21 protein-coding genes and 1 pseudogene are annotated in these 25,167 nt (G+C 51.4%); 10 read left to right on the top strand and 12 right to left on the bottom strand.

Annotated features, from left to right (window positions below):
* Positions 1-116 precede the first annotated feature (116 nt).
* Positions 117-678 (bottom strand): annotated as a pseudogene (locus tag HA50_RS21390) (transposase); the annotation flags it as partial.
* A 481-nt stretch (positions 679-1,159) separates the two neighbouring features.
* On the opposite strand from HA50_RS21390, the gene HA50_RS21395 reads away from it, so the two are divergent.
* Positions 1,160-2,158 (top strand): aldo/keto reductase, encoded by a 999-nt coding sequence (locus tag HA50_RS21395; protein ID WP_084878815.1) that lies wholly within the window; start codon positions 1,160-1,162, stop codon positions 2,156-2,158.
* 71 nt (positions 2,159-2,229) lie between these two features.
* Here HA50_RS21395 and HA50_RS21400 read toward each other — a convergent pair whose 3' ends face one another.
* From HA50_RS21400 to HA50_RS31770, 8 genes are read right to left on the bottom strand one after another with little or no spacing between them, the layout of a single operon-like run.
* The gene (locus HA50_RS21400; protein ID WP_084878818.1) at positions 2,230-3,405 is read right to left on the bottom strand and encodes an acetyl-CoA C-acetyltransferase; all 1,176 of its coding nucleotides are present in this window, start codon (positions 3,403-3,405) and stop codon (positions 2,230-2,232) included.
* Complete coding sequence (locus tag HA50_RS21405) at positions 3,398-3,814, bottom strand: carboxymuconolactone decarboxylase family protein (protein WP_084878820.1); 417 nt, start codon at positions 3,812-3,814, stop codon at positions 3,398-3,400. The genes HA50_RS21400 and HA50_RS21405 overlap by 8 nt, the downstream gene beginning before the upstream one ends.
* Positions 3,801-5,021, bottom strand: coding sequence for an MFS transporter (locus tag HA50_RS21410; protein WP_084878822.1), 1,221 nt, complete (start codon positions 5,019-5,021; stop codon positions 3,801-3,803). Before HA50_RS21410 ends, HA50_RS21405 begins: the two co-directional genes overlap by 14 nt.
* A 20-nt stretch (positions 5,022-5,041) precedes the next feature.
* Positions 5,042-5,692 (bottom strand): HAD family hydrolase, encoded by a 651-nt coding sequence (locus HA50_RS21415; protein ID WP_084878824.1) that lies wholly within the window; start codon positions 5,690-5,692, stop codon positions 5,042-5,044.
* Positions 5,693-5,695: 3 nt separating this feature from the next.
* The gene (locus HA50_RS21420) at positions 5,696-5,920 is read right to left on the bottom strand and encodes a tautomerase family protein (RefSeq protein WP_084878827.1); all 225 of its coding nucleotides are present in this window, start codon (positions 5,918-5,920) and stop codon (positions 5,696-5,698) included.
* 9 nt (positions 5,921-5,929) lie between these two features.
* On the bottom strand, positions 5,930-6,763 hold the full coding sequence (locus HA50_RS21425; RefSeq protein ID WP_084878829.1) for a hypothetical protein: 834 nt from the start codon (positions 6,761-6,763) through the stop codon (positions 5,930-5,932).
* Positions 6,756-7,586 carry an AfsA-related hotdog domain-containing protein gene (locus HA50_RS21430; RefSeq protein ID WP_244193629.1) on the bottom strand — a complete coding sequence of 277 codons (831 nt, stop codon included), beginning with the start codon at positions 7,584-7,586 and terminating at the stop codon, positions 6,756-6,758. Before HA50_RS21430 ends, HA50_RS21425 begins: the two co-directional genes overlap by 8 nt.
* 56 nt (positions 7,587-7,642) lie before the next feature.
* Positions 7,643-7,891 (bottom strand): hypothetical protein, encoded by a 249-nt coding sequence (locus HA50_RS31770; protein ID WP_244193630.1) that lies wholly within the window; start codon positions 7,889-7,891, stop codon positions 7,643-7,645.
* A 194-nt stretch (positions 7,892-8,085) separates the two neighbouring features.
* Between HA50_RS31770 and HA50_RS21440 the strand changes: the two genes are divergently transcribed.
* The 9 genes from HA50_RS21440 (at position 8,086) to HA50_RS21485 (ending at position 23,127) form a co-directional block, all read left to right on the top strand.
* A complete protein-coding gene (locus tag HA50_RS21440; protein WP_084878834.1) occupies positions 8,086-9,195 on the top strand; it encodes an SDR family oxidoreductase in 1,110 nt (369 codons plus the stop codon).
* Between the two features lie 288 nt (positions 9,196-9,483).
* The gene (locus HA50_RS21445) at positions 9,484-15,279 is read left to right on the top strand and encodes a hypothetical protein (RefSeq protein WP_139810998.1); all 5,796 of its coding nucleotides are present in this window, start codon (positions 9,484-9,486) and stop codon (positions 15,277-15,279) included.
* On the top strand, positions 15,246-16,694 hold the full coding sequence (locus tag HA50_RS21450; protein ID WP_139810999.1) for a hypothetical protein: 1,449 nt from the start codon (positions 15,246-15,248) through the stop codon (positions 16,692-16,694). Before HA50_RS21445 ends, HA50_RS21450 begins: the two co-directional genes overlap by 34 nt.
* Positions 16,695-16,993: 299 nt before the next feature.
* Positions 16,994-17,440: a hypothetical protein gene (locus tag HA50_RS21455; protein ID WP_139811000.1), complete on the top strand. Its 447-nt coding sequence runs from the start codon at positions 16,994-16,996 to the stop codon at positions 17,438-17,440.
* 659 nt (positions 17,441-18,099) lie between these two features.
* On the top strand, positions 18,100-19,200 hold the full coding sequence (locus HA50_RS21465; RefSeq protein WP_084878845.1) for an ABC transporter ATP-binding protein: 1,101 nt from the start codon (positions 18,100-18,102) through the stop codon (positions 19,198-19,200).
* A gap of 27 nt (positions 19,201-19,227) precedes the next feature.
* Positions 19,228-20,505 carry an ABC transporter substrate-binding protein gene (locus tag HA50_RS21470; RefSeq protein ID WP_084878847.1) on the top strand — a complete coding sequence of 426 codons (1,278 nt, stop codon included), beginning with the start codon at positions 19,228-19,230 and terminating at the stop codon, positions 20,503-20,505.
* Between the two features lie 10 nt (positions 20,506-20,515).
* Positions 20,516-21,427, top strand: a complete 912-nt coding sequence (locus HA50_RS21475; RefSeq protein ID WP_084878850.1) for a carbohydrate ABC transporter permease — start codon at positions 20,516-20,518, stop codon at positions 21,425-21,427.
* A complete protein-coding gene (locus HA50_RS21480) occupies positions 21,424-22,218 on the top strand; it encodes a carbohydrate ABC transporter permease (RefSeq protein WP_084878853.1) in 795 nt (264 codons plus the stop codon). The genes HA50_RS21475 and HA50_RS21480 overlap by 4 nt, the downstream gene beginning before the upstream one ends.
* 12 nt (positions 22,219-22,230) lie before the next feature.
* Positions 22,231-23,127, top strand: coding sequence for a metallophosphoesterase (locus HA50_RS21485; RefSeq protein ID WP_084878855.1), 897 nt, complete (start codon positions 22,231-22,233; stop codon positions 23,125-23,127).
* Here the strand turns inward: HA50_RS21485 and HA50_RS21490 are convergent.
* The 3 genes from HA50_RS21490 to HA50_RS21500 all read right to left on the bottom strand — a co-directional run bounded on the left by HA50_RS21490 (position 23,124) and on the right by HA50_RS21500 (position 25,166).
* Positions 23,124-23,900, bottom strand: coding sequence for a TraX family protein (locus tag HA50_RS21490; RefSeq protein WP_084878858.1), 777 nt, complete (start codon positions 23,898-23,900; stop codon positions 23,124-23,126). The genes HA50_RS21485 and HA50_RS21490 overlap by 4 nt on opposite strands.
* A gap of 177 nt (positions 23,901-24,077) precedes the next feature.
* Positions 24,078-24,479: an H-NS family histone-like protein gene (locus tag HA50_RS21495; RefSeq protein ID WP_084878860.1), complete on the bottom strand. Its 402-nt coding sequence runs from the start codon at positions 24,477-24,479 to the stop codon at positions 24,078-24,080.
* A 453-nt stretch (positions 24,480-24,932) separates the two neighbouring features.
* Positions 24,933-25,166: a hypothetical protein gene (locus tag HA50_RS21500; protein ID WP_084878863.1), complete on the bottom strand. Its 234-nt coding sequence runs from the start codon at positions 25,164-25,166 to the stop codon at positions 24,933-24,935.
* Position 25,167: the final 1 nt, after the last annotated feature.

Consider the following 25,167-nt stretch of genomic DNA (forward strand, 5'->3'; position numbering starts at 1 on the left):
AATTATCCATGAATAAACAGGTGATTAATAAAAATAGGCGGGATTTTATATTTAAGGTAATTCTTATGTCTAGTGCGTCTTCATTGCTCCCTGGCTTTGCTTTCTAGCTAGCTAGGCTGCTTTCCTTTACGGCGAAAATTCAGTTTCAGCAGGCAGTAAATCCGGTGGACTCTTTTATGGTTCCAGGAATTGCCTTGTCTGCGGAGTATCTGAAAAAGTTTATTAAATCCATACCGTGGATAGCGCTCAGCCGCTACACGTCAGCGCCACAATCACTGGCTCATCACGCAGTGTATCCGGCTGGTAAAGAAATACCGTACCTGCTCAGCGATAACATCCTGCATGCCCGGCGTATGCTCATCGCAAACTGGGTGGTCACATAGCTGACGAGCTCACGTTTTATCGCTGGTTTTAAAGCGTTTTTTCGATGACGTCTTTTAACGCACGATTTTCCAGACTCAGATCAGCAAACATTTGTTTCAGCCGGCGGTTTTCGTCCTCAGGATCCTTCATCTTTTTGATATCAGAGGCTTCCATACCGCCATACTTCACTTTCCAGTTGTAATAGCTGGCCTCAGAAATACCGGCTTCACGGCAGACATCCTTGACGGTGCGTCCGGCTTCGACAGACTTCAGAACGGCAATGATCTGGTGTTCGGTGAATCGGGCTTTACGCATGGCGATCTCCTCAGGAAGACATAATCAGTATGTCGGAAGATCTCTAAAAGTGAATGGGCCGGTTTACAGGGATGCTTACACTGGCCGGAACATACTGGCCATCTTATGCGTGGGGGTCCACTGCGGTCTTCACGTTGCTCATTATCTGGCTGGCCGCCCGGATGAAATAAATGCTTCTCCTCATCGACCACTGCAGACGAATAACGCCAGATATAAGCTGACGGCCCACGCAGGCGAGGAAAAAAATGTTACACGTTTGGATTCTGGCTGGGTTGCGGCAGGCCGCAGAAGATCAGTAAAGCGTAGGTCTGTAAGGCTACAGGTCCGCGATCCAGCATCGATTTCCCCAGTTTTCTGGTTCCAGCCGACAGGTGAAGAAGTACAAAAACGCGGTCACTGATACTTTTTTTGCATAACAGAAATGACAATTCATCAATCGTAACCGAGGTGAAACAATTAGAGTGCTTAAAAAGGAGAAAATATGCGTACCCGAAATTTATCTCAAAACCTTACTGTCAGTTCTGTCGGCTATGGAGCCATGGGGCTGAGCGAATTTTATGGCCAGACAGACGATCAGGCCTCCCTGCAACTGTTACATAAGCTCATCGATTTGAATATCACGTTCATTGATACCGCGAACCTTTACGGGCGGGGCCACAATGAGCGCCTGATTGGTCACTTTCTTGCCGGGCTGGATAAGACGACGCGTGAGCAGTTCAAAATTGCCACGAAATGTGGAATCGATCGCTCACCCGACGAGTCATATGCCCGTACCATTAACAACCAGCCTGACTATATCACTCGCTGCTGTAATGAGTCCCTCAAAAGACTGGGTGTTGAGCGAATCGATTTGTTCTATCTGCACCGGGTCAGTCAGGCCACTCCCATTGAAGAGAGTATGGAATGCCTGAGCCGTCTCGTCAGTGAAGGTAAGATCAACCACATCGGCCTCTGTGAGGTCTCCGCTCCCACTCTGCGACGGGCCCATGCAGTACACCCGCTTACCGCGCTGCAGACAGAATATTCATTGTGGACACGCGATATTGAAGATGAAATCCTTCCGGCATTGAAAGAGCTGGGCATCGGCCTGGTGCCTTACTCTCCCTTGGGAAGAGGCTTCCTGACCGGAAAATACCGCAAAAACAGTGATTTTGGGGAAGGGGATTTCCGTAAAAATAATGAGCGATTCATTCAGTCCAGCCTCGATCATAACGCCCAGCTTCTTGACGTTATCGAACCGCTGGCTGAAAAATACAGCTGTACCACGGGGCAGGTTGCGCTGGCCTGGCTGCTGGCGCAGTACGACAGGCTGGTTCCTATTCCCGGAACCAAGCACACCTGTTATCTGACTGAGAATGCCCGGGCGGCAGATATTCTTCTGGAGAGCTCAGATATTGCCTTGCTGAACGATATTCACCAGCGCGTTGAGATCTGGGGCGGCCGTTACTCTGAGGAAGGCATGAAAGGCGTTAATGCCTGAAATCACCGGGCATAAAAAAACCGGGCAATGCCCGGTTTTTTCTTTTCAGCGCCGCAGCATGGTTGATTTTCTCAGCGGTATACGCTCAGCGCCACACCTTCGCCGCCGCCCACGCATAATGCCGCTACGCCACGCGTGGCATTATTGCGTACGAGGCTATGGACAAGCGTTACCAGGATGCGGCATCCGGACGACCCGATAGCATGGCCGAGCGCAATTGCCCCGCCGTAAGGATTAATGCGTTCCGGTAATATACCTGTACGGCTGATGACTGCCAGCGCCTGAGCTGCAAATGCTTCATTTGACTCAAGATGTTCAACGTCTTCTGGTTTCCAGCCCGATCGGGCAAGGCAGTCTGCAATCGCCTGTACCGGCGCGGCGCCCATTAATGCCGGCCTGATACCCGAGTTGGCGAATTTACCCAGCGAGGCGAGAACCTGCAGCCCTCTTGCCGCTGCCGTTTCCCGGGTGCAGAGAAGGACTGCAGCAGCTCCATCGTTAAGCGAAGATGCATTCCCTGCGGTTACCGTACCGTCCTTTCTGAACACGGGCTTCAGTTGCCCCAGTTTTTTAATAGTGGTTTTACGGGGGCCTTCATCCGTATCGACCCGCAGGGTCTCGCCTTTTCTGTTCTGCCATTCCACAGGGACAATTTCACGTGCAAAAACGCCCTGCTCCTGCGCGCTTAACGCCTTCATATGGGATAAAAGCGCGAATTCATCCTGCGCTTCACGGCTGATACAAAATTCATCCGCAACATTTTCGGCGGTCACTCCCATATGATTATTGTCAAATGCGTCCCAGAGTCCGTCAGACACCAGGCTGTCCTTCAGATTACTGTCACCCAGCCGCATTCCGGTACGCGACGACATCAGGATATGCGGTGCGCTGGACATGCTTTCCTGACCGCCGGCGATAACAAATTCTGCCTCCCCCGCCAGAAGCGCCTGCATGCCCAGATGAACCGACTTGAGGCCTGATCCGCAGACCTTATTAATGGTCAGGCACTGCGTCTCAACCGGCAGTCCGGCATTCAGCGCGGACTGCCGTGCAGGATTCTGGCCGCAGCCTGCGGTCAAAACCTGTCCCATAATAACCTGTGAAATTTCACCGGCCTTCACGCCCGAGTCTTCAAGAAGCGCATTAATGACGCAGCTCCCCAGCGCGACTGCGGAATGATCGGACAGGGAGCCCATAAATGCGCCTGTTGCCGTGCGCTTTGCAGAAACGATCACAACTTCATTCATAAGTTTTTCCCTTAAGGCCGGGTAAAGTATGGCCGGTTGCCGCCATTGCAGCGCGGTAGGCTGTCAGGCCGTTCATGCATGCCGGTACGCCGGCGTAAACGGCCATCTGTATTACGATTTCAAGCAGCTCTTCAGGGGTAACGCCGGTGTTAAGCGCTGCTCTCATGTGCAACTCAAGCTGGGGCATGGCGTTACCCAGCGTCACGAGCGATGCCACCGTGAGCATTTCCCGCATTCTGAGATCCAGCCCCGGGCGGCCTACCACAGCGCCAAAGGCGTAATCGGTGATCAGGGCGGGCAGGCTGGCGTCAAGATCACTCAGCCGGTCGGTGACCTTAGCGGCCAGACCGGGTTCAAGACGGTCCATAATGTCTCTGCCATAGCGGGTAAGATCGTTAGTTTGACTCATAAGATTTCTCCAGCACGGTTTGAGCTGAGGCCACGCGCGTCGGGATAACGGCCACGAGCAGCACAGAAAGGCCGATTGCGGCACCGGCTACGATATAGAGCACAGGAACAGATAAAGCAGATACCATCCAGGCACCGGCAGATGCGCCTATACCGATAGCGGCATTGAAAAATGAAACGTAGACAGCAGAAGCCGGGAAGGCTTTATCTTCCGCCAGGCGTAAGACCCACGTCTGAAAGCCCACAAAGATCCCGGATACTGCCACACCCCAGATAACCATCGCGGTGAAAACGGCAGTATCTGAAAGCGCTACACCGGATAATCCCAGCGAAACCAGTACGGTGCTGATAAGCAACACTGAGACACAAACCGTGGCCCTGAGGTATTTATCGATAACCATCCCGGTCAGAAAATTACCGGCGAGGCCTGCGATGCCGTACACAAACAGAACCACCGGTATTAGTGAGGTGGCGAGGGACTGCTGCGTGTGCAGCCAGGGTTCAATGTAGGTAAACGCGGCGAAGTGCGCGGTCACTGCCAGTAACGTGGCCGAATAAATTTTCCACAGCGCAGAGGATCTGAGCACGCTTTTCAGCGCGTCCAGACCGATGGCGCTTTTACTGGCTATCTGCGGAACAAGTACGCTCATGCCGGCAAATGCGATTATGCTGAGTCCCGCCATCAGCCAGAAGGCCAGCCTCCAGCCGAAGTGAATACCGATATAGTTTGATACCGGCACGCCAAACACGCTGGCTGCGGACACGCCACCAAAAACAATCGACGTGGCGGCGCCGATGTATCTGGCCGGCACAATGGAAACCGCCGTTGCTCCGATCATCGCCCAGAATGCACCGTGAGCAAGCGCACCCAGCACGCGCGCTGCAAGCAGCAACGTGTAAGTGTTTACCGTAGCCGCAAGTACGTTAGACAGAAAAAGGATGACCGTCAGCGCAAGCAGAAGCCGCTTCTTGGCAACATTGCCCAGGAAGACTGATGCAATGAGCGCGCTCAGGGCACCGACCCAGGCATAAAGCGAGACCGTCATGCCCACCGCTGATTCAGAAGAGTGAAGTCCTTCCGCCATCGGTGTCAGCAGGCCAACAGGCGCCAGCTCTGTGGTGACGATTGTGAAAGTTGAAAGAGCCAGAATAAACAGGGCAAGCCATAACCTTAAGGACATAGCCTTCGGGGCATTATCTGTATTCATTTTTTTACCTCTGGGATGATTTAAATAACTGGCCAGCACTTTTCTTTCGCGTGCATGGCAAGCTCCGTAGATTTTCCCACGCATACGGGATGGCCGACTGACTCGAGCATAGGGATGTCCGACAGATCATCTCCATAGGCATAACAATCATCAGGACTTATTTTCCTCTGACCGCAAAACTGAATAAGCGCCTCCATTTTCCCTCGACCTATAGTTTGTGGAGTACCTATTTCACCCGTAAGGTACCCCTTATCGGTGATTTTCAGTGGCGCACAGAGGATATCTGTTACGCCAAGATATTTTGCAATTGGTGCAAGAACGGGACGCATGGATCCGGAAATGAAGACCGCAGGCATATTTTGAGCCTGGTGTTTTTTCAGGAGCGCTACCACGCTGCCAATAAAAAAGCTTGAATAAAGCTTGGTGCTGAACCATTTTTCACCGGCCTCCTCCAGCTTCTTATAACTGACGCCAGCGAACTGGCGGTAGTATTCTTTGTTGAGCTGCTCGCGGCATGTCCCTTTTTTTATTTCAGACCTGAAATGCGTCATATAACGTTCAAGTTCTTCATGTTCATTATTTTCACGGCACCAGAAATCGTAAAAATCAAACATGCTTTTGGTCGTTATAATCGTTTCATCAACGTCAAAAAATGCGGCTGCTTTCTGCAAGGTTTATTCCTCGTAATTCTTTCTCCGGCTTTTTACCGGGAAATCTTTATCATGGCCGGGTACGCCCGCATCAGCCCAGCGAGAGGGCGGTATCTCGGTAATCACAACAGATATTTTATCCAGCGGCGCGCCAGTGTGTTTATGCACGGCAAAAGTAATGTCTTCCTGCAAACCGAGAATTTCTCTTTCATTTTTTGCAGGCCATGTGGTGATATGAACAAATGGCATATTTATTTCTCACTTTACTGTAATAAATTCGTCGAAAGAGCGGCTTTTCAGTTTCAGTTGAGCATGAATATCTCCGCCCAGGCCATAAAGTCCTATTGCGCCGCCGTAGCTCTGTCGGGAGCTCATATAGAGCACGACCACGTTAATTATTCGGTTTTCATTACGTTCATGCGCGGGAAACGGATCGGGCAATTCTGCCCAGTAGTCTGCATTGCCGTTGTGATCGGTAATGAATACGTTGGGTATGCCCAGCGGCCCGGGGCGGCTCGGATTTTCGGTCGCCAAATCCTTTTCACGCAGGCTCATGACGGTATAAACACTGTCAGGTACAAGATAGCGAAAAGAAAACTTAAACAGAGCACGCCTGCTGTCTGCCGAAAGATGTACCTCGAGTATGCCCTCAGCTTGTATCCAGTCGGCCAGATTAACCGGAGGGATATGACGCTTGCCATCGCTGCTGCGGTAGTCCGCTATGTAGCCTTCATGCAGTGGGAGGCTGGGGCGGCTTTCGGTATTTGCCAGCGGACGCTGCTCGGGCGCGAACACCATTCCGTAGTTGTTTAACGGGACTGGTAAGGGAAGTGTGTGCAGGATAATATCCCGGCACTCTTCCTGTGACATGTCCTCAATGTCGCGCAGTATCTTATAGGGTGCCGTTTCTCCAAATGCAGGAAGCGGGCTGTCAGCGGCGACAATGACGCTGCGCCATTCAGGTCCGTTTTCTCCCGGTACCATGCCAACCACCACAAAGTTACCCTGCTGGTCCATTACCTCCGCAGGGGGATAAAGCGGCCCCTGGGTGGTAGCAGCCAGACGGTATTTCTGGCTGCGTAATTCAGGCATGCGTCACCCCGGGTGTTGCATCCTGCTGCGCCGCAATTGCTGCCTGCATGGCCGTCTCCGCCAGAGACTTTTCCTTTTCAGAAATCAGCGCTGAAGGGTAAACCGTGAACGACACGTCCATGGTTGCACAAAGCGTCTGGTGCTGAGTCACGCGAACCTGGGCCCTGAAGCGCCCCCTGCGCTCATTGACGTCCTTTTCAAGATATTCGAAATGGACTAGTGCAGGTAAAGGAAACAGGAAGCTTGAAAAATTAATCGCCATGCTGTTGATGACGTAGTAACGTCCTGTTTCCTGCTTGTAAATAAACTCTTCGGTAACGGCGATAAAAGCCTGACGACTTGCCTCAACCAGAAGCATTCCCTGAATGTGCTGACCGGTCTGATGATCGGCCATGAGCTCACAGCGCTCATCGATCAGCAGCGACATGGCAAAAAGGTCACTGTTATGTTCAGTCTGCTCCGCTGAGCCAATCAGAACATTCTGCTCAAGCCGCTTATGGCAGTGTGCATTCTTTTTATCGTTAACCAGTTTTTCCAGAGAGCACATTTTAATCTTATTGCCGTGAGCGGCATTTCTTGACTGATTGGAAATTACCTTTCCCGCAAAATCCTTACGCACACCCTGCCCGATGATAATTTCATGCTCTTTGTCGATAATATTGGCGGGTATTTGCGTCAATAATTCAAGCTGAGAAATTGTCAGAACATCTTTTCCGTTTGCAAATTCATTAAACTTATCGCCGACGACAACCAGTTTTTTACAGTTCATTTGGTTTCCCTCAACAACAACATGCACGATAGATACGGGGGTACAGGCCTTCATTACCTCCGGTGATATAGTTATCACCAGCCTGCTGGATAAAGTTTTTTACAGTTCATTTAGTTTTCCTCAACAACAACAACATGCAATGCACGATAGATACGGGTATACAGACCTTCATTACCTCCGGTGATATAGTTATCACCAGCCTGCTGGATAATTTCCTGATACCGCGCATTGGTAAATGCCTCTTTGTAAGCTTCTTTCTCGCCACTGAACGCAGAGATAAACATCACACCCGGCACGCCGCTGATGAGTGAGTGAAATGCCTCGAAGCTTTCAATTTTATCTTTATTATCTCTTACCACGTTAAAAATAGTCTCATCACGCCACTGGCGATATTGCTGATAGTTATGCGCCGGGACTTCAACGTGACGCAGCTGAATATACGTTGTTTCCGGAAGGTGTTTTTATTGTCGATGGGGATTCAACGAATCTAGCTAGCTAGGGAATAACGTGGCCGGAATAGCCACTGTTTACACATCATCATTAGATTAAATCCATGCAAAAAATATTAATCACGGGCGCAACAGGTTTTCTTGGCGGCGCGGTAACAGGTAATCTGTTAAAGAAAGGTCAAATAAATAATCTGCTGTTGCTTGTCAGGGGAGAAACGCCTGAAGAGGGACTGGAGCGGGTTAAAAAAAATCTGGCGAAGTTCGGGCTGGATAGCACTCTGCTGGACTCTCTGACATCTCAACAAATCCTGGCTGGCGATCTCTCTGAACCCGAGCATTTTACAGCGGATCCCCGGCTTGATGATGTTACTCACGTCCTGAATTGCGCCGCAGTGGCATCGTTCGGGAACAATCCCTGGATCTGGAAGGTAAACGTGGAAGGCACCTTTAAGTTCGCCAGCCGGATGAGCCGGGTCAGTGGACTTAAACGCTTTGTCCATGTGGGAACCGCGATGTCCTGTGCTCCGCGTGCCAACAGTCTGGTGACGGAAAGCGAACTGGCAACCTCCCGTCAGCAGCACATTGTCGAGTACACCTGGAGCAAAGCGACGATTGAAAGAATGATGATGGAGTCCTTACCCACGCTGCCGCTGGTGATTGCACGTCCCTCCATCGTGGTAGGCCATTCGCAATACGGATGTGAACCCTCCGCCAGTATCTTCTGGGTGTTCCGCATGGCGCTCATGCTGGGTAAATTTATGTGTGAGCTGGAAGACCGCATTGATGTTGTGCCGGTGGATTACTGTGCCGATGCGCTCGAATTGCTGCTGACAGCGGATGAAGTGGAGAAGGATGTGTTCCACATTTCTGCCGGAATGAACAGTAGCGTGACTTTTGCTGAAATCGACATCGCGATGGCCAAAGCATCTGGAGATTCCCCAGTCTCTGCCAGCTACCAGAAAGTCAATTACAAAGAATTGAGTGCGGATAAGAAAAATTTTTCGGCACTTTTTGGTCCCTGCAATGAACGCATCATGCTGCGGGCAATGAACCTTTATGGCCACTTTTCAAAGCTTAATGTGGTGTTCAGTAACGAGAAGTTGCTTAAGTTAGGTATGCCGCAATCATCAAAATTTACCGATTATCTTGATCGCTGTGTAGCGTCGACTAAGGGTTCTACGATTGCAGAGTTGATGGAGATTGATTTTAAATAAGCAGGCCGAACCTTAAATATTACTGACATCTAAACAGGCGCAATATATTGCGCCTGTTTCGTACTTCGTCGAGCGCATCCCCGGCATCACCCGGTTTATTCCGTCATTTTTCTTCACGCCCCCTGCTGCGAAATTTCTTCTGTTTACTGACCACCCTGATAAAAAGCAGGCTCGCGTATCAGTTGAGCGAAATCCGAAAGTTCAGGTCTTTTCCCGATAATCCCGCCGGACTGTTACCGGTAATCTCCCCTGATTAATTTTTTAACTTTTTTAACATCAGGGATTTCCATGCAAACCAACACAGCCAGAAACATACCTTCTTTAGCCACAGGGGGCATTGCTCCCCACTCAGCGGAATTGAGCACTTCAGGTAAATCCGCCCGGTCAGATTATTCATTTGTCGATGATGATTCACTGATCCTGCTGGACAGCGCAATGAAAGTGGCCCTGGCGCTTGTGGCTGAGGCTGAAAAAGTGGGTGGGGATCTGAATGGCTGGCTGCATGACCCGGATGTCGGCAATTTGTTTAAGGAGGTGATGAAGAACAGTGACATACGTTGTTTTCTGGAGGAAAAGTCTGGCCTGAAGATAATGACGGACGGCGGAAATACGCTGGCGTCGAGGGTCACCGGTGGCAGCGGGTTACTGACGCGTGAGGAAGGCGAAAAGCTGGGTGACGTGCTGGTGGACCTGCTGCTCAGGGATGAGCTGCAACACCGCCTTATGGCAGCATGGGAAAAGGAGGAGGAGCCGGCGCAGGCGACGCAGGCGGAGCTGCCGGATGTACCGGAGCTGCTGGAGCAGCGCGAGATGCTGAAAGAGTTCCGCCGCCTGGGGGAAAACCGTGAATTCCTGGTGGTGGACCGGGAGCGGCTCACGGAGAAAGCGTCGGAGCTGGAAAAACAGACGTGGACACCTTACACCCCCGCGCTGGCGGGTGCGGCGGAGGCACTGCAAATCCTGTGCCGGAAACTGTCAGCACACCCGCCAACCACGCCCGAGCAGAATGTGGGGATGATGAACGCGGTGCTGTCGCTGAGCGACCTGTCGGAGGCACTGATACAGACGGATAAAGTGCTGGCCGGGGTGGCTGCACATAAAGCCAGCGGGGGAGAAGTTGAGCTGGAAGCCGGGCCGGAAGCGGCGCTGCGCGCGCTGCGGCAGGCACTGTCAAAGAGTGAATGGAAACACGTCTGGGATGCCGTAAAGAAGACAGGTAAAGGTGAGAAGCTGACGTGGCAGGGCAACCTGCGCGGCACGCTGAAAACGGCCTGGGAGAGCATGGAGCTGCACTGTAAGGACGTGACGAAAGCCCTGGAAAAAGAACGTGATACCTATCTCAGGGATGTGTCACACGAGGTGAAGTGGCTGGAGGATGAAGATGAGGCACTGGGTGCGGCTTGCGCCGGCAGCAAAAGCGCAACGGTCCGTGAGGCGCAATGGGCGCTGAGAGCGCTGAGCCGGGAAATCAGGGTTGAACTGGAGTTGTCAAAAGAGGGTGACACAGGGCTATTAAGGGATTTGAAAAAAGCCACCACAGACCTGTGTGACATGTCCGCGGCCCTGCAGAACATGTCAGCGATTCAGCAGGCGGTGAAGGACGGGCGGATGGCGAACCCGAAAGACCCTGTGGCGATACTGGCGGGTAAGGCGCTGAAAACAGTGGGGCATGACCTGGAGAAGGCGCGGGGAAAGCTGGAAAAGCATCTGAAGGAGAGACGCCTGTGCCGCCCGGATAACGGGGCCCTGGCAAAGAAGCTAACAGAAGCCAGTGAAGCGGCAAAGAAGGCTGCAGGACTGATGGGCCTCAGGCGTGAAATGCTGAAACCGGAGCTGCCAAAGGCGACGCTGGCAATCCTGACGCGCGATCTGAAACACAGCAAAAGTGTGCATGCCATAGGCCGGACGTGGGCCAGTGCGGGAGAAGTGCTGGCGGCACTGAAGTTTATGGCAGTGAAAGGCTGGTACGGCGTGGAAAACGGCTGTGCGCACTGGTTCCACGGGGCAAAGCACAGCGTGCATGATCAGCAGATAAGGCTGGCGGCGACCGGTCCGCTGGGGATGATGGTGAATGTCTACCGGGCGATGGAGGATCTGGCCGCCGCCTCCCTGACGGCATCGTCGAAGAAGGCGGCGGTGACGCGACAGGTGCACGACAATCACAGCCGGCTGAAAGCGGATGCGCGGACGGAGACGCCGGAGCACTACCGTGCGGCGAAGCTGGCGGAGCTGGATGAGAAACGTCAGGCGGCAGAACTGCAGCTGAAGAATCTGGGCAGCGAGCTGAGCGCAGCGCAGCAGGAGCTGGACGGGATGTGGTCTCGGGCGGGCAGCTTGCAGCAGAAGAGCGACATCACCCGGCTGCGGGATAAGTGCGGTGAAACGGTAAAGGTCTGTCAGAATTCAGCGGCAGAGATGCAGCGGAAACTGGACCAGCTGGTGAATCCGGCCGGAGGCCGGGCAGACATCAAAGCGGATGCGCTGAACAATAAAGAGTCATTCCAGCAGGCGCTGTACGCCATTCAGGACTGTCAGCGTGATACGTTGCTGGCGATGAAACGGCTGGAGCTGACGGTCGCGCACATCACCGGCAAGAGTTTCGCGCTGTTTTCAAAGGACGCGCAGCTGGCGAAATACTTCGCGGGGCCGATTTATCTGTCTGAAACCATGTTGCCGGAAAATCTGACAGAGACAGAGCGTGATGCGTATCGTCAGCTGCTGGATCTGGCGGCCGAAGAGGCGGGCAGGGCTTTTCCCAAAAAATCGGACCCGCAAGGGGAGGGGCTGATAAACCGGATAAAACGCGAGGTGAGCCTGCTGCGGTCGGGCAGGGCCCTGAAACCTGAAACGCTGGAGCATGCGACAGCGTTCCGGCAGGGCTGGGCGCAGAAGCTGGCGAGTAAGTCGACCGGGAAAGCCTCTTCGGATTTCACGAAATGGGTGATGAAATCCGTGTTCAAACAGGCTCTGCCGGAGCTGTTTGGGGTGTCGTTCCCGGTGGTGAAGGTGCTGAAGCTCGCCTGGGGGGCGACACGACTGCTGGACGCATTCTTTGAGGATATGAAACGTGTGAATGCGACGATTACCCCGGGAAATAAACTGCCGGACGAGGTGGTGAGTAGCATCCGGATGGCCGTGGTGCTGGGGCTGGCGGAAAAGCTCATCACTACGGTGGGTGGGACACCGGCGAAACTGATAAAGGATATCGCGGGGTTAGCGCTGAAGGTGTACAGCAGCAGCTACGGAGAAACGTTCGCCGCCACGATGAAGGCACTGCCGAAAGAGTCGCTGATTAACCTGGGGTTTGAGGGAACTAACCGCGCCGGTGTGGAGGTGGTGCGGAAGGTGCGTGAAGAGCTGAATGAGGTGGCACAGGCATCTGCCAGCAGTGAAGGAAGGGCAGGTGAAGCGAAAAAGATCCCGGTAGGGAATAGCCGCCCGGCAGAAGCGAACCGGGTAGCGGAGCAGCAGCGGGAGGTTGTGGCAGCAGCGGAGAAAACACCGGGAGCAGTGAAAACACCGGCCGCAGTGAAAAAGACGGTCCGCTTCGCCGATGAGGAAATGCAGGGAGATGCACCGGCAGTGGAACCGGAGCAGGAGGTCAAGAGTCGGAGAACACGCAGTACACCGCCCCATATGGAACAGGCGCCATTTGATGCCAGTGCCGTACAAACACCGGTAACCGGCGCGCCTGAAGCCGCAGAGGATGATACCCTGGAGGGGGCCAGCCAGAGCACTCCCGTTGGCAGCACCGACGCCAGCGAATTCTCGATGACCGAAGAAGAATATAACGATACGCAAATCGGTATTGACGTGCGGAATAACACCAAAATCAGAACATTTATCGAGAAAGATATTCAGAAAGTCATAGCCAGGCATCCTGACGGCCATGGAAAAATAACCTCACCCTATAGCTATGTCGATACAATGAATGACAAAACAAGACCGCCAATTTTTAAGCGCGTGCGGGTGATTGATATTTATACCGGTAACGGTGTTACTGATGATGTAAAGGTATTATGGGAAGGTGGCACGGGCAGGCGTGATTCAACTGACACCAACGAAGCCTTCCGCAGGGATCTTTTTGGTCATAAGCCGTATAAGTTTGACAAGAACGATCCTTTTAAAATTAATCGCCTTACGCCAGAAGATATCAATCGCTCTCAGCGTTCATACACTAGGCTGCGTCAGGAATGGACGAGCCATATGGCCGAAATGCGCAAACGAATGCCAGAACTGGCGACCCTGTACCGCAATATATTTAAGCTTGGTTTTACCAATGCACTTAATTCTCCGGAAAATGATCTTTCTGAAACTGAGAAAGCAACAATGAGGGACTACTTAAAGGGTGACACCAGCCGTGTTATCACGCTGAGATACAATGAACAGCGGGTGCCGGACGTTATCGCCCTGGTGGTGCCTGGCACCGGGGAGAATGAAACTCATATATTAATGATGGATTATGATGGCAACTTCAAACGGGTTAAGGCTACTCGTGAACTGGGTGAGGTCGAGAATAATAGTCCGCGCTACTCATTTAAGCCGGATGAAGAGACTCAGCAATTTATTTCCCGCCGTTTGGTTGCGGGTGACGAAAAAGAAGCCGAAAAACAGACAACACCAAAAGTAATCATGGATCCATCCAGTCATTACGATACAAAACTGGCAGACAGGCATTTTAATGCCCAGGAGAGAGAATTCGATCGCGTGGTGGCTGATGCAAGCAGAGAGAGATACGAAATTATAGATAAAGCTCTTGATACCTCCGCAGGATATCTGGGTATGGCGTTGGGTATGGCGGGCTTTCCTAAATCTACGCCAATGGGGATGCTTGCTGGTGCAATAATCACCACAGGAAAGGGACTGATAAAATACGTTATAACACCGGCTGATGACAAGGTAAGGTTGCGGAATATCCGCAACCAAACCATCAGAGATGTCTTTACGGGTGGTGCTGCTGATCTAATTGGCGCGAAGGTGATGGATAATGTGCCAGAGGGTTTTCGGAAGATGTCAAAAGACACTCTGGGCTGGTATCAACGTTCAACATCGATGTCTGGAGATATCGGCAAGGCGTTCAATAAAGGGGCTGATAAGGTCTATGACTGGATGGGGCTGACCGTAGTAGATACGACGAGAACCGACACCCCCTTTTCAAATGCTGAGCGGGCGTCAGCATCCTCAGAGGACGCACTGACTGCATCTCCCGATGTCGGAGTGGGTAGTTCAAGAACTGGAAAACTGTGGAACCAGACCACAGCTGATCTTAATAAGGGATTTGACGAGCTGAGATATAATAAGTTATCAGCAAATACCCTGAAAAACCTGGAAGAATTAGGCATCGATTATAAAAAAATACTGGATAAGCATGCCAGAGATGGTTCCATTGAAAAAGCGACCGACAACGGCATTACGGATTATAGCCAGGTAGAATATGATCAGCACGGAGTGAATGAATTGTGGGGTGATGTCTCGAAAGCCTATAAAAAATGGGAACAGTCTGAGCGTCTTGAGAGAATGATCGGTAAACTGGAAGAGCTGGAGAGTAAAATCTCGGGTGAGCAAACAATCCAGATCCCTTATAGTTTATTAAAAGACTTTCGTGATGCGGGGTTTGATATAGATGAGTACCTGAAAGGAAATGCTGTCGATGATGATAATAACCCGGAAACTCAATACACCCGGAAACCTGAACGCGCACGGTTGAATCGCACTGAGTTAAAAAGATTAATATTCATAGCTAAAGCGAAAGAACTGGAACCATCAGATATTAATGGCGCTCTAAGATTGCTTGATGAAATAAGATATTCTTTGAGTGGTAATGAGAAAACAACCATACCCAATGAGTTGCAGGAAATACTTGAGAAAAATGGAATAAAGATTAAGGATTATCTCCGTACGCATGGCGACGCCGAACCTGCTCGTAAGGCAGCAACTCAAAAAGGATATGCAGAACCAGAGCAGCATTTATTGTCATCCGATCGGACCATGGATAAACATCAATTCGGTGATCTGGCGGTCATGGCCCGTCTTAAACTCCTTGAGAAAACGTGCAGGGACCTAAAGATGAGGTTGAATCACTGATAAACAGTGGAACCCCGGGACGATTAAGTCCGGCGACAATCAATTCTCTGAGGAATAATGGCATAAATATTGACGCTATTGCTGACCGCTATGGTACTGCGTCTTCAAAAACCGCGGCAATGAGCGGTGCAAGCGAACTGAATGTTGAAGAGGTTGACATTGATGAGACCGGGGCCAGATTGCTCAGAACGAAAATTGATCAAAAAATCAGGGAATATAAAATAAGTATAATGATTGAGAGAATAAAATCTCTTAAGAAAACGCCAGATGTTGGCTATCGCCTGCCACATGATATTACTGACTTCATTAAACAAGGTCAGGAAACCAGTGATGGTGAACTTTATCTGGAACATCTCAGGCATAAAAACCTCAGCGATTCGCAATTGAAATCACTGCGCTGGATGTTAGAAGCTGAAGTTGAGTTATCTCCCGACAGTACGTATGAAGAACTCGCTGCATTTGTACACAAAATAGAAAGCGAGACTGCGCCAGGGGAGAAGGTTACTCTTCCCTCTTCATTAATTCATTATTTAAGAGCGCGTGGTGTGGATATTGATAAATATTTGCAGGAGAAGGGTGACTCAGTGGTTGCGAAAGATAATGCCAGAATAAGAGGTGATGAAGAAAATCAATATAACAAGGCAGAAGTTGAGATAAATAAAAGCCAGCTCAAAGAAATAGAGGACATGATTGTTGCGCAGAAAAGAAAGGCGGAGACTCCTGATATGATGAAGAGGTTGAATGATCTCAGGACGTCAATAGATGAAAATAGCGAAGTTGAGCTGCCTACAGATATAACGAATTTTGTTCTTGCCAGTCCGGAAGTTGATGATGACAACAAGTATCTGGAAGAGTTGAAAGGGAGGACCGTGACCAAAGCTGAATTGGACTGGCTATACTGGACATTAAAAGCTGAAAATGAGCTGGGCAAAGACAGTACTCCGGAACAAACCATTGCCTTTATGCGGGAAATGGAAAATTCAATGGTCGGGGATGAGACCAGACCGTTACCTCCGCGTTTGATTAACCGTTTGAAGGCCCATGGCATCGACGTTGATGATTATCTTAAACGGTATGGTGATACCGGTCCGGCAAAAAATTTTGCGAGATTACGAGGAAATGAAAACATTCTCGACTTGGGAGATATTAAACTGAGTAAGCCGAGGCTCACAAAGTTGAGAGAGATGCTTGCCGCTAAGCCCGGTGCGCGGTTAAGAGAGATACTTACCGGCGATTCAACTACGCAGTTGAGAGGGATACGTGCCCGCAAGCCAGCTGCGAAGCCAGAAGAGATGCCAGCCGCCAATCCAACTACGCAGCCGGGAGAGATACCTGCCAGCAAGCCAGTAACGCAGCCGAAAAATGACGACAGCATTCCCTTTATGGGAATGTCTGGAGAACGAAGGATGTGGTAGAGATAGCAATACCTGCAAGACAAGTCATATGGCCTGGGGAAAGCAAAATAGCGTACACTGGCAAGCGGTTCCCGGCCTCGTCATCTGAGATTGTTCAGCCTGCCTTGTAAGGTGAAGCCAGTCTCGTGAGAGTGAGCTTCCTGGTGTTATTCAACCTGGACAAGGCGGCGGGAGCCATTCTGGAAACGAAGTCGCGGTGCCAATGACTTCCGGCGGCGCGCGGATTTCAGGTTGTCGCACAATGTTGCATGGAGGAAGGTGCTGCCGGTAAAAGCAGTGATAACACAAAGGAAGTGATTATGGACAAAACGTTTATGCCCGCTCTGATATGGGGAACCGTTTGCTTTTTGCTGTTGTATTGCACGCTGCCTTCTGACTTTGCTCAATGGTGGCAAGTTCACCAGCAGTTCGGCGTTCCCATGCTGCAACTGCTGGCGAATAGCATGATCGCCATCATTCCAGCGCTGATGCCGTTGGTGTGCTATGTGATATTAAGTGAACGGGTTACCAGCAATAAAGTCTTTATCCTTGTCATCCCCGTGGTGGCGTGGTTGATCACGAAATTGGTGATTCTGGGGGGACTTTATTTTATTGCTGCGAAAACAGGTGATATGCCGCTGTATGCAGAAGGTTTTTTCAGCCTGGTGGGAAGGATTATCACCCTGCACTGGCTGATTAATGCACTGGCTTATATCCTGACAATTATGGCCTGCAGTTACGCCTTCTGGCGTGAGTGCCGATCATAATAATGAGCGCCCTGTCTCTGGCAGGGCGTTCATATTTTGCGGTGCTACTCCGGGAAATGTCTGACCGGGACAGGGGTAATTTTCGGACTGGAAATATTGTAGTGACGCCTTTTTAAAATACATTGCGAACAGGGGATGACTTTTCTGAAATTATTCCTCGCAATGCCTAATGCGATAACAAGTTGTTCGTAACGACCAATCAGAATCATGTCCTCTTTATTTTCGCTATAAATACGGCAGGTAGCGTTATGGAGAATATGATTGTCATTAGTTTTAGATATGCTGATGTAGTATGTATTTTTCATTGTTATTATCTCTGAGGTATTGGGAAGTGGTAGGATGACTTAGGTACCCGAAAATGTGTAATTATTTTGTATGTTTTGTGATTGAACGCTTATTACGTTTTGTTACATGATCACCTAACATCATGAAAAGCGAGCAATCCCGTTTTTCGGTGAAACGAATTTTTCACGATATTGTTATACGAAATTTATATGAATCAAAATTTATGATGGTTGAAGCGATCAGTCAGACAATTAATTTGTATTACCATAAAGGCGCTGATTGGCGCGACATCACTTAAACGTCATTCAACTTAAATAATTCCTTCATTATCCCCAGCTAACTTACCGCCATTCTGATTCCGGGCCAGAGGGCGCATGAGCTACCTTTCTCTTCATCACATCACCAAAGCCTGGGGCGAAAAAGTTGCCCTGAATGACATCAGTTTTACGGCTGAGGAAGGAACTTTTGTTGCGTTACTTGGGCCATCTGGTTGTGGCAAATCGACGTTGTTGCGGACCATCGCAGGTCTGGAAAACGCCGATCACGGCGAAATACATTGCCGCAATACCCTTATTACCCATCTGCCCCCCTCTCAGCGCAAGCTATCCATGGTATTCCAGTCCTACGCCTTGTTTCCGCATCTCAGCGTGCGGGAAAACCTGCTGTTTGGCCTGAAAGCGCGCGGCGAAGATAAACAGACGTTTGCCGCGCGGCTGGCGGAAGTCAGCAAACTGATGGAGCTGGATAAACTGCTGGATCGCCAGCCATCGCAGCTCTCCGGTGGGCAGCAACAGCGCGTGGCGCTGGGCAGGGCAGTGATTGCGAATCACAGCCTGTGTCTGATGGATGAACCGCTTTCCAACCTTGACGCCAAGCTGCGCCAGAGCATGCGTCGGGAAATCCGTGCACTACAGAAGAAGCTGGGTCTGACGATGCTATATGTGACGCATGATCAGACCGAAGCCATGAGCATGGCCGACAGCATCATTCTGCTCAACGATGGCTGTATCGAACAGCACGCCACGCCGGATGATCTCTACAACAATCCCGCCAGTGTCTTCGCAGCGCAATTTATTGGTGCGCCACCGATGAACATTCTGCCGTTGCAGCGACGGGGCAGGAGCCATTATTTATCCCAGATGAACTGGCCGGTGCTGGATGATGATGAATTCGCACTCAGCCTTGGCATCCGTGCCGAGGACATCCAGCTTATCGACATCGCCCATGGCGCGCTGACCGCCCGGGTGATCAGTTACGAATATATGGGAGCCGACACTCTGCTGGTGTGCGCGCTGCCGGATATCAATGAACCGTTAACCGTGAAAGTACCGGGCATGAAACGTTTCGATGAAGGCAGCCGTGTTGGGCTGCAATGGTCCGCCTCAAAGCAATACCTGTTTTCCACCGCTACGGGAAAGCGCTGCCCATCGGCTGAACACGCGCTTTTCGCATCCGGAAAAAAATACGCTGTTTAATCTTCATTTTTTGATCAGGGAATAATCATGTCTGCTATCCGTCCTTTACGCCTGGCTTCTGCATTATTGCTTTGTACGGTTTCCACTGCTTATGCCGCTGACGCGGTCAAACTGCAGATGTATTACCCGATTGCGGTCGGCGGCAAGGTCAGCCACACCGTGGATACGCTGGTGGCCGACTTTGAAAAAATTCATCCGGAAATCAGTATCCAGCCGGTTTATACCGGTGACTATGCCACGACAGTCACCAAAGCGCTGACGGCGTTTCGTGGTGGCAATGCCCCGCAGATGGCGGTGATTGGCGATATCGAGGCTTATTCTTTGATTGATGCCGGTGCCATCGTGGCTGTCAGCGATCTGGCGAATGATGCTGAAGGGAAAAAATGGATCGACGGCTTCTACCCGGCCTTTCTGCGCCACATTGATGGCAAAGTCTGGGGCATTCCGTTCCAGCGTTCCACGGTGGTGATGTACTGGAACAAGCAGGCATTTGAAAAAGCCGGTCTGGATGGCAACACGCCTCCTGCGACCTGGCAGCAAGTGGTCGATTTCGGTAAGAAGCTGGTGATCAAAGATAATAACGGTGTCAGCCAGTGGGGGATCGAGATCCCATCTACGCCAAACGGTTACTGGAACTTCCAGGGACTGTCAGCCACCAACGGCGGCCGTCTGGACAACGGAAAAGGCACGGCGGTGAACTTCAATACACCGGGCAATATCGAAACGCTGCAATGGCTGACCGACCTCGGTCAGAAAGAAGGCGTGTCACCGAAGGGCGCTATTGCCTGGGGCACCACACCGCAGGATTTTATCAGTGGCAAAACCGCGATGATGGTCACCACCACCGGCAACCTGACCGGGGTGCGTGAAAACGCGAAGTTCCCATTCGGTGTTGCGATGCTGCCGGAGAAAACCCAGCGTGGCAGCCCGACTGGCGGCGGCAACCTTTACGTGTTCAAAAATGCTTCTCCGGAGCAGCAGAAAGCCGCTATGGAATTTATTCGCTGGGTGTCTGCTCCTGAACAGGCCGCGCGCTGGAGCATTGCGACCGGTTACGTCGCCACATCGCCAGCCGCCTGGGATACCACGGTGATGAAGGATTATGTTAAGGACGTTCCGCAGGCACTGGTTGCCCGCGAGCAGCTGAAGTATGCCCAGCCGGAGCTGTCGACCTACAACAGCGTGCAGATTCAGGAAGCGTTGAACCATGCGATCGAAGCGGCTGTGACTCAGGCGAAGACCCCGGCTGATGCGCTGGAGTCGGCGCAGAAGCAGGCCGATCGTCTGTTAAAATCGTACCAGTAAGCGACATACCATGAGCACACTACTCACCACGGCACCGGCCACTCGCCCCAGATTCTGGTCGTTGCAGCTGTATGGCTACCTGCTGATATTACCTGCGCTGGGTTTTTTACTGTTGTTTACCCATTATCCGGCGCTGGCGACGGTGTGGGAGAGTGTGTTCAGTGCCGCGCGTAATGGCCATCCAGCTCGCTTTGTCGGGCTGGACAATTATGTCGCGCTACTGGATGACGATGTGTTTATCCAGTCGTTGCTCAATAACCTGTTATATGCGGTGATCACCATTCCGCTGGCGGTGGTGCTGTCGCTGATGATGGCGCTGGCGGTTAACCGCCATCTGCGCGGCAATGCGATGGTGCGTGCCGCCTTCTTTATTCCTTCTCTGTTGCCGATGATTGCCATCGCCAATTTATGGCTGTTCTTTTATACGCCACAACTCGGATTGCTGAATAAGCTGCTGGCGGTGTTTTCCCTGCCCGCAGTGAACTGGCTGGGTGAGCCGGGTAGCGCCCTGTATTGCCTGATGGCGGTTTCGGTATGGCGCGAAGCCGGATTTTTTATGATTTTCTATCTCGCCGCCTTGCAGCAAATCGACCCGCGATTGAGTGAAGCTGCTGAAATTGAGGGCGCATCGCGCGGGTACTTTTTCCGCCGCGTGCAGTGGCCGTTGCTGATGCCTACCACCTTGTTTGTGTTAATCAACGCATCGATGAACGCCTTCCGCATTGTGGACCAGGTGATCGCCATGACCAACGGCGGACCCGATAACAGCAGCAGCCTGTTGTTGTTCTACATCTACCGTACGGCTTTCAGTTACTGGGACATGCCAGCAGCGGCAGCGATGACGGTGGTGCTGCTGGTGATCCTCGCGTCGATTGCGCTGATCAAATTCAACCTGCTGGATAAGCGAGCGCATTACCAATGAGATTACTCAACCTGGCGATTTGGCTGGCCGCGCTGCTGTGGTTTTTACCGATTCTGGTGGCGTTGTGGGTGGCGATCCATCCGGCGTCCGATCAGGGCAGTTTCATCTTGTTTTCACCGCTGACGCTGCAAAACTTCGTCAATGCCTGGCATGCCGCGCCTTTTGGTCGTTATTTTCTCAACACCATCCTGCTGGTGCTGATGATTGTGGTGTGCCAGCTGGTGCTGGCGACCATGGCGGCTTACGCACTGGTACGCTTCCGCCTGAAATATTCCGGCGTGCTGTTTGCTTTGATCCTGCTGCAACTGATGATAAGCCCCGATGTGCTGATTCTGAATAACTACAAAACCATCGGTGCACTCGGCCTGCGCGACACGCTGACGGGCATCGCGTTACCCTATTTTGCTTCGGCGTTTGCGATTTTCCTGCTGCGCCAGGCGTTCAAAAGTATTCCACTGGTGCTGGAAGAGGCGGCGATTATCGAAGGTGCCAGCCGTTTCTATATTCTGCGCAAGATCTATATTCCACTGGCGAAGCCGATTTATGTCGCGTTTGCGCTGGTGTCGATTAGCTTTCACTGGAATGATTTTCTCTGGCCGCTGGTCATCACCGATTCCGTCAGCGTGCGGCCATTAACGGTAGGTCTGCAACTGTTCTCCGCGCCTGAACAGGGTGTGCAATGGGCACTGATTGGTGCCGCGACACTGATGACCACCTTGCCGTTGCTGATCCTGTTTTTGGTGTTCCAGCGCCAGTTTATCCAGTCCTTTATGCGCGCCGGTATTCGTTAAGGAGTGATACCCATGGCCTTTCCTGTTCCCCTCACGCCGCAGCAGCGTGAATTATTGGGTGACATCAGTCAGCTTTATCAACTGCCTGCCTTAGGTCCGGCTACGCAGGATCCCACCCGGGTGCGCTTTGGTTTGATTGCCGATCCACAGTACGCCGATGTGGAGACGGACTTCGCTAACAACCTCTACTATCGTCACGCGTTGCACAAGCTGCCGGGCGTGATTGCTCAACTTAACCAACAGCCGCTGGATTTTGTGGTGACGCTGGGGGATCTGGTCGATCGCCATTGGGAAAGCTACGCCAGGTTATTGCCGCTCTATCAGCAGCTGCAACACCCGCATGCGGTGGTAATCGGTAACCATGATGCCCAGACCATCATCGAACATCTGAATGACGCTGCGGCGTTGCCGAAAAGTTATTACGCATTCCGTTTGCAGGGCTGGCGTTTTGTGTTTTATGACGGCAATGACATCAGCTTTTATTGTCAGGGTGAGGAGCGCCAGCAGGCCGAATTATGGCTGGCCGATTTAGTGGCGCGTGAACAACCCCAGGCACAGCCGTGGAATGGTGCCGTTGGCAGCCAGCAGTGGCAATGGATTGAACAACAATTGCAGGATGCGCAGGCCTGTGGCGAGCAGGTGGTGGTGTTTGGTCACTATCCTCTGGCACCGCATAAGAAACATATCCTGTGGAATGGCACCCAGCTGGCGCAGCTTTTCAGTGATTACGGCGTGCGCGCGTGTTTCGCCGGACATGATCATCGTGGGGGTTATGCCCGTAGCGGAAATACGGACTTTATCACCCTGAAGGGGATGCTGGATGGCCCTGATGCTGCACCGTTTGCGGTAGTGGACATCACCGCGGAGTCATTGACGGTAACGGGGTACGGTGGCGAGATCAGCCGTTAAACGCGTACCGGCATCACCGCCAGTACGCCGAGCAGGGTAAGGTGTCCGGCATAAGCATGATAGAAGAAGCGACGCGGCCAGAGTCGCGTGGCTGAGACATGCGGCAGGGCGGCCACTGCCGCAATAATCAGCAACGGCACTGCCAGCGTGGGAAGCAAATCATACATAAAGGTGTTCTCATAGCCGCTGCCCGGCGTATTCAGCCAGGCCAGCGCCGCCAGCACCAGCAATAAAAACAGCCGGCTTTCCGCCACTGCGTTGATGCAGCGGGCAGCCATACACAGCAGGCAAAATACCACGCCGGGAATGCCGTAACTTGCCGGTGTCAGCGGCCACGCCAGCAACAGAAGCACCGCCAGCCCGGCCATTGCGCCATTGACTCCCCAGCGGGACGCCCAGCTCAGCATCTGCGTACAACCGGCATAGGCAAACAGAATATTAAGTGCCAGCCAGGATTGTCCTTTCATCATAAACGCCAGCCAGAATAACGGTTGGGTTGCCATCGCCCATAACCAGAGACGTCTGGCGCGCTGACGCAGCCGTACGGCGTCATCCGGCAGATTAGCGGCCCAGATAATGGTGAATAAAGGAAAGGCAATATGGCCGATGGCCGAGAGTAACGCGCTGCGGCCATTTAATAAAATGGTGTTGATGTGATCGGCTAACATCGCCGCCAGGGCAATGGTTTTTATGATATCGGCCTGAAACGGGCTTAGCGATTTAACCTGGTCAAAAGGAGAGGGGAATCTAAGAGAAGTAAGCAGCGCATGCATGGATGGTCACCGACTATTTATGTTTATACCGGTCATACTTCAATCTTTCGTTAACCGAAACATTACAATGTGCGCCAGCGCGAGTAAAGCAGGTAATAATCCTAATCAGCCAGGTAAAAAAGTAATGTGGGCAGGGTAGCCCACATTTAATCATTTGAGGATCGACGTGATCGCCAATTAGATCAGGAAATCGTCCAGGGATTTACCACTTTCGATAGCGGCTTTAATCACCGCAGGGGTACGACCCTGACCCGTCCAGTTTTTCTCCTGACCGTCTTCGTCAGTATATTTATACTTCGCCGGACGTGGCGCGCGTTTGCTACGTGTTTTACCCGCTGCCTGTAACGCACCCACTAATTCGTTCGGGTCGATACCATCGCCCAGTAACAGGTCACGATATTTAGCCAGCTTCTCTGCTTTCTCACGAACAGCGGCTTCTTCTGCGTGGCTCTCATCACGACGTTCAGTCACGATAATGGTGAGTTTCTCCAGCATTTCTTCCAGCTCGCTGAGCAGAAATTCACGCGCCTGAGCGCGCAGAGTACGAATGTTATTTAACGCCTTAAGTGAATCACTCATGGACTTCTCCCAAAAAAATCTGTGTCGTTGAACGAATAAAATTTGGTGACGATAATTTTTACAACGCAATTATAGGTAGAACGCTATCCTTACATTTCTGTGCAGAGAAGTACAACACAACCTCGCTGTAGAATAAAGCACGGTGAGTGTTAGTTTTAACTTTCGCTGCGAAACATCCTGTAAGTAGTGAGGCAATTTTAATGCTAAGTTGATGTGAATTACAACGTTTCAACAGCCGCAGCACAAATTCATCATTTATTGTTGTGAGAAAGTTCAAACGTTAGCGAGGATCTTTAATGTCAGTTTTGTCAAAAAAGATCCTTGTTGTTTATTGTGATCCACAGAGAAGACGCGGGCTGGCGGGAAGTCTGGAGTAGTGGTTTTAGTTAATGGTTTCGATAAATATTAAAAACAGTCTGAAATCATATGAGAAAAATCTATCTGCTGGCGGATTTAACTACTCACTGTTTCAAGCTGTGCTTTGAATCCAGCACCTTCAACATCACGAATAGCAGTTGTTATCGCTTTATTTAACGAGTCTGATTCACGATCGAATTCCAGATAGACGGATGTGCCATTGAAGTAAACCAGGGCATCACTACATCCTGCGATAAACAGTGCATCTTCCAATCCCTCGGTTTCAGCAGTCGCATCGGGCAAGGCCAATGTGAAGTTATGAAGTGCCATA

The sequence above is a fragment of the Pantoea cypripedii genome (genome assembly GCF_002095535.1).
In the GTDB taxonomy this organism is placed as follows: Bacteria; Pseudomonadota; Gammaproteobacteria; order Enterobacterales; family Enterobacteriaceae; genus Pantoea; species Pantoea cypripedii.

Bases quoted from the DNA above. Each gene is read 5' to 3' on its own strand.
- HA50_RS21475 (WP_084878850.1), top strand. From the start codon at position 20,516: ATGAGCACACTACTCACCACGGCACCGGCCACTCGCCCCAGATTCTGG.
- HA50_RS21500 (WP_084878863.1), bottom strand. From the start codon at position 25,166: ATGGCACTTCATAACTTCACATTGGCCTTGCCCGATGCGACTGCTGAA.
- HA50_RS21495 (WP_084878860.1), bottom strand. From the start codon at position 24,479: ATGAGTGATTCACTTAAGGCGTTAAATAACATTCGTACTCTGCGCGCT.
- HA50_RS21490 (WP_084878858.1), bottom strand. From the start codon at position 23,900: ATGCATGCGCTGCTTACTTCTCTTAGATTCCCCTCTCCTTTTGACCAG.
- HA50_RS21470 (WP_084878847.1), top strand. From the start codon at position 19,228: ATGTCTGCTATCCGTCCTTTACGCCTGGCTTCTGCATTATTGCTTTGT.
- HA50_RS21410 (WP_084878822.1), bottom strand. From the start codon at position 5,021: ATGAATACAGATAATGCCCCGAAGGCTATGTCCTTAAGGTTATGGCTT.
- HA50_RS21455 (WP_139811000.1), top strand. From the start codon at position 16,994: ATGGACAAAACGTTTATGCCCGCTCTGATATGGGGAACCGTTTGCTTT.
- HA50_RS21405 (WP_084878820.1), bottom strand. From the start codon at position 3,814: ATGAGTCAAACTAACGATCTTACCCGCTATGGCAGAGACATTATGGAC.
- HA50_RS21400 (WP_084878818.1), bottom strand. From the start codon at position 3,405: ATGAATGAAGTTGTGATCGTTTCTGCAAAGCGCACGGCAACAGGCGCA.
- HA50_RS21485 (WP_084878855.1), top strand. From the start codon at position 22,231: ATGGCCTTTCCTGTTCCCCTCACGCCGCAGCAGCGTGAATTATTGGGT.
- HA50_RS21445 (WP_139810998.1), top strand. From the start codon at position 9,484: ATGCAAACCAACACAGCCAGAAACATACCTTCTTTAGCCACAGGGGGC.
- HA50_RS21480 (WP_084878853.1), top strand. From the start codon at position 21,424: ATGAGATTACTCAACCTGGCGATTTGGCTGGCCGCGCTGCTGTGGTTT.
- HA50_RS21430 (WP_244193629.1), bottom strand. From the start codon at position 7,586: ATGAAGGCCTGTACCCCCGTATCTATCGTGCATGTTGTTGTTGAGGGA.
- HA50_RS21420 (WP_084878827.1), bottom strand. From the start codon at position 5,920: ATGCCATTTGTTCATATCACCACATGGCCTGCAAAAAATGAAAGAGAA.
- HA50_RS21425 (WP_084878829.1), bottom strand. From the start codon at position 6,763: ATGCCTGAATTACGCAGCCAGAAATACCGTCTGGCTGCTACCACCCAG.
- HA50_RS21440 (WP_084878834.1), top strand. From the start codon at position 8,086: ATGCAAAAAATATTAATCACGGGCGCAACAGGTTTTCTTGGCGGCGCG.
- HA50_RS21395 (WP_084878815.1), top strand. From the start codon at position 1,160: ATGCGTACCCGAAATTTATCTCAAAACCTTACTGTCAGTTCTGTCGGC.
- HA50_RS21465 (WP_084878845.1), top strand. From the start codon at position 18,100: ATGAGCTACCTTTCTCTTCATCACATCACCAAAGCCTGGGGCGAAAAA.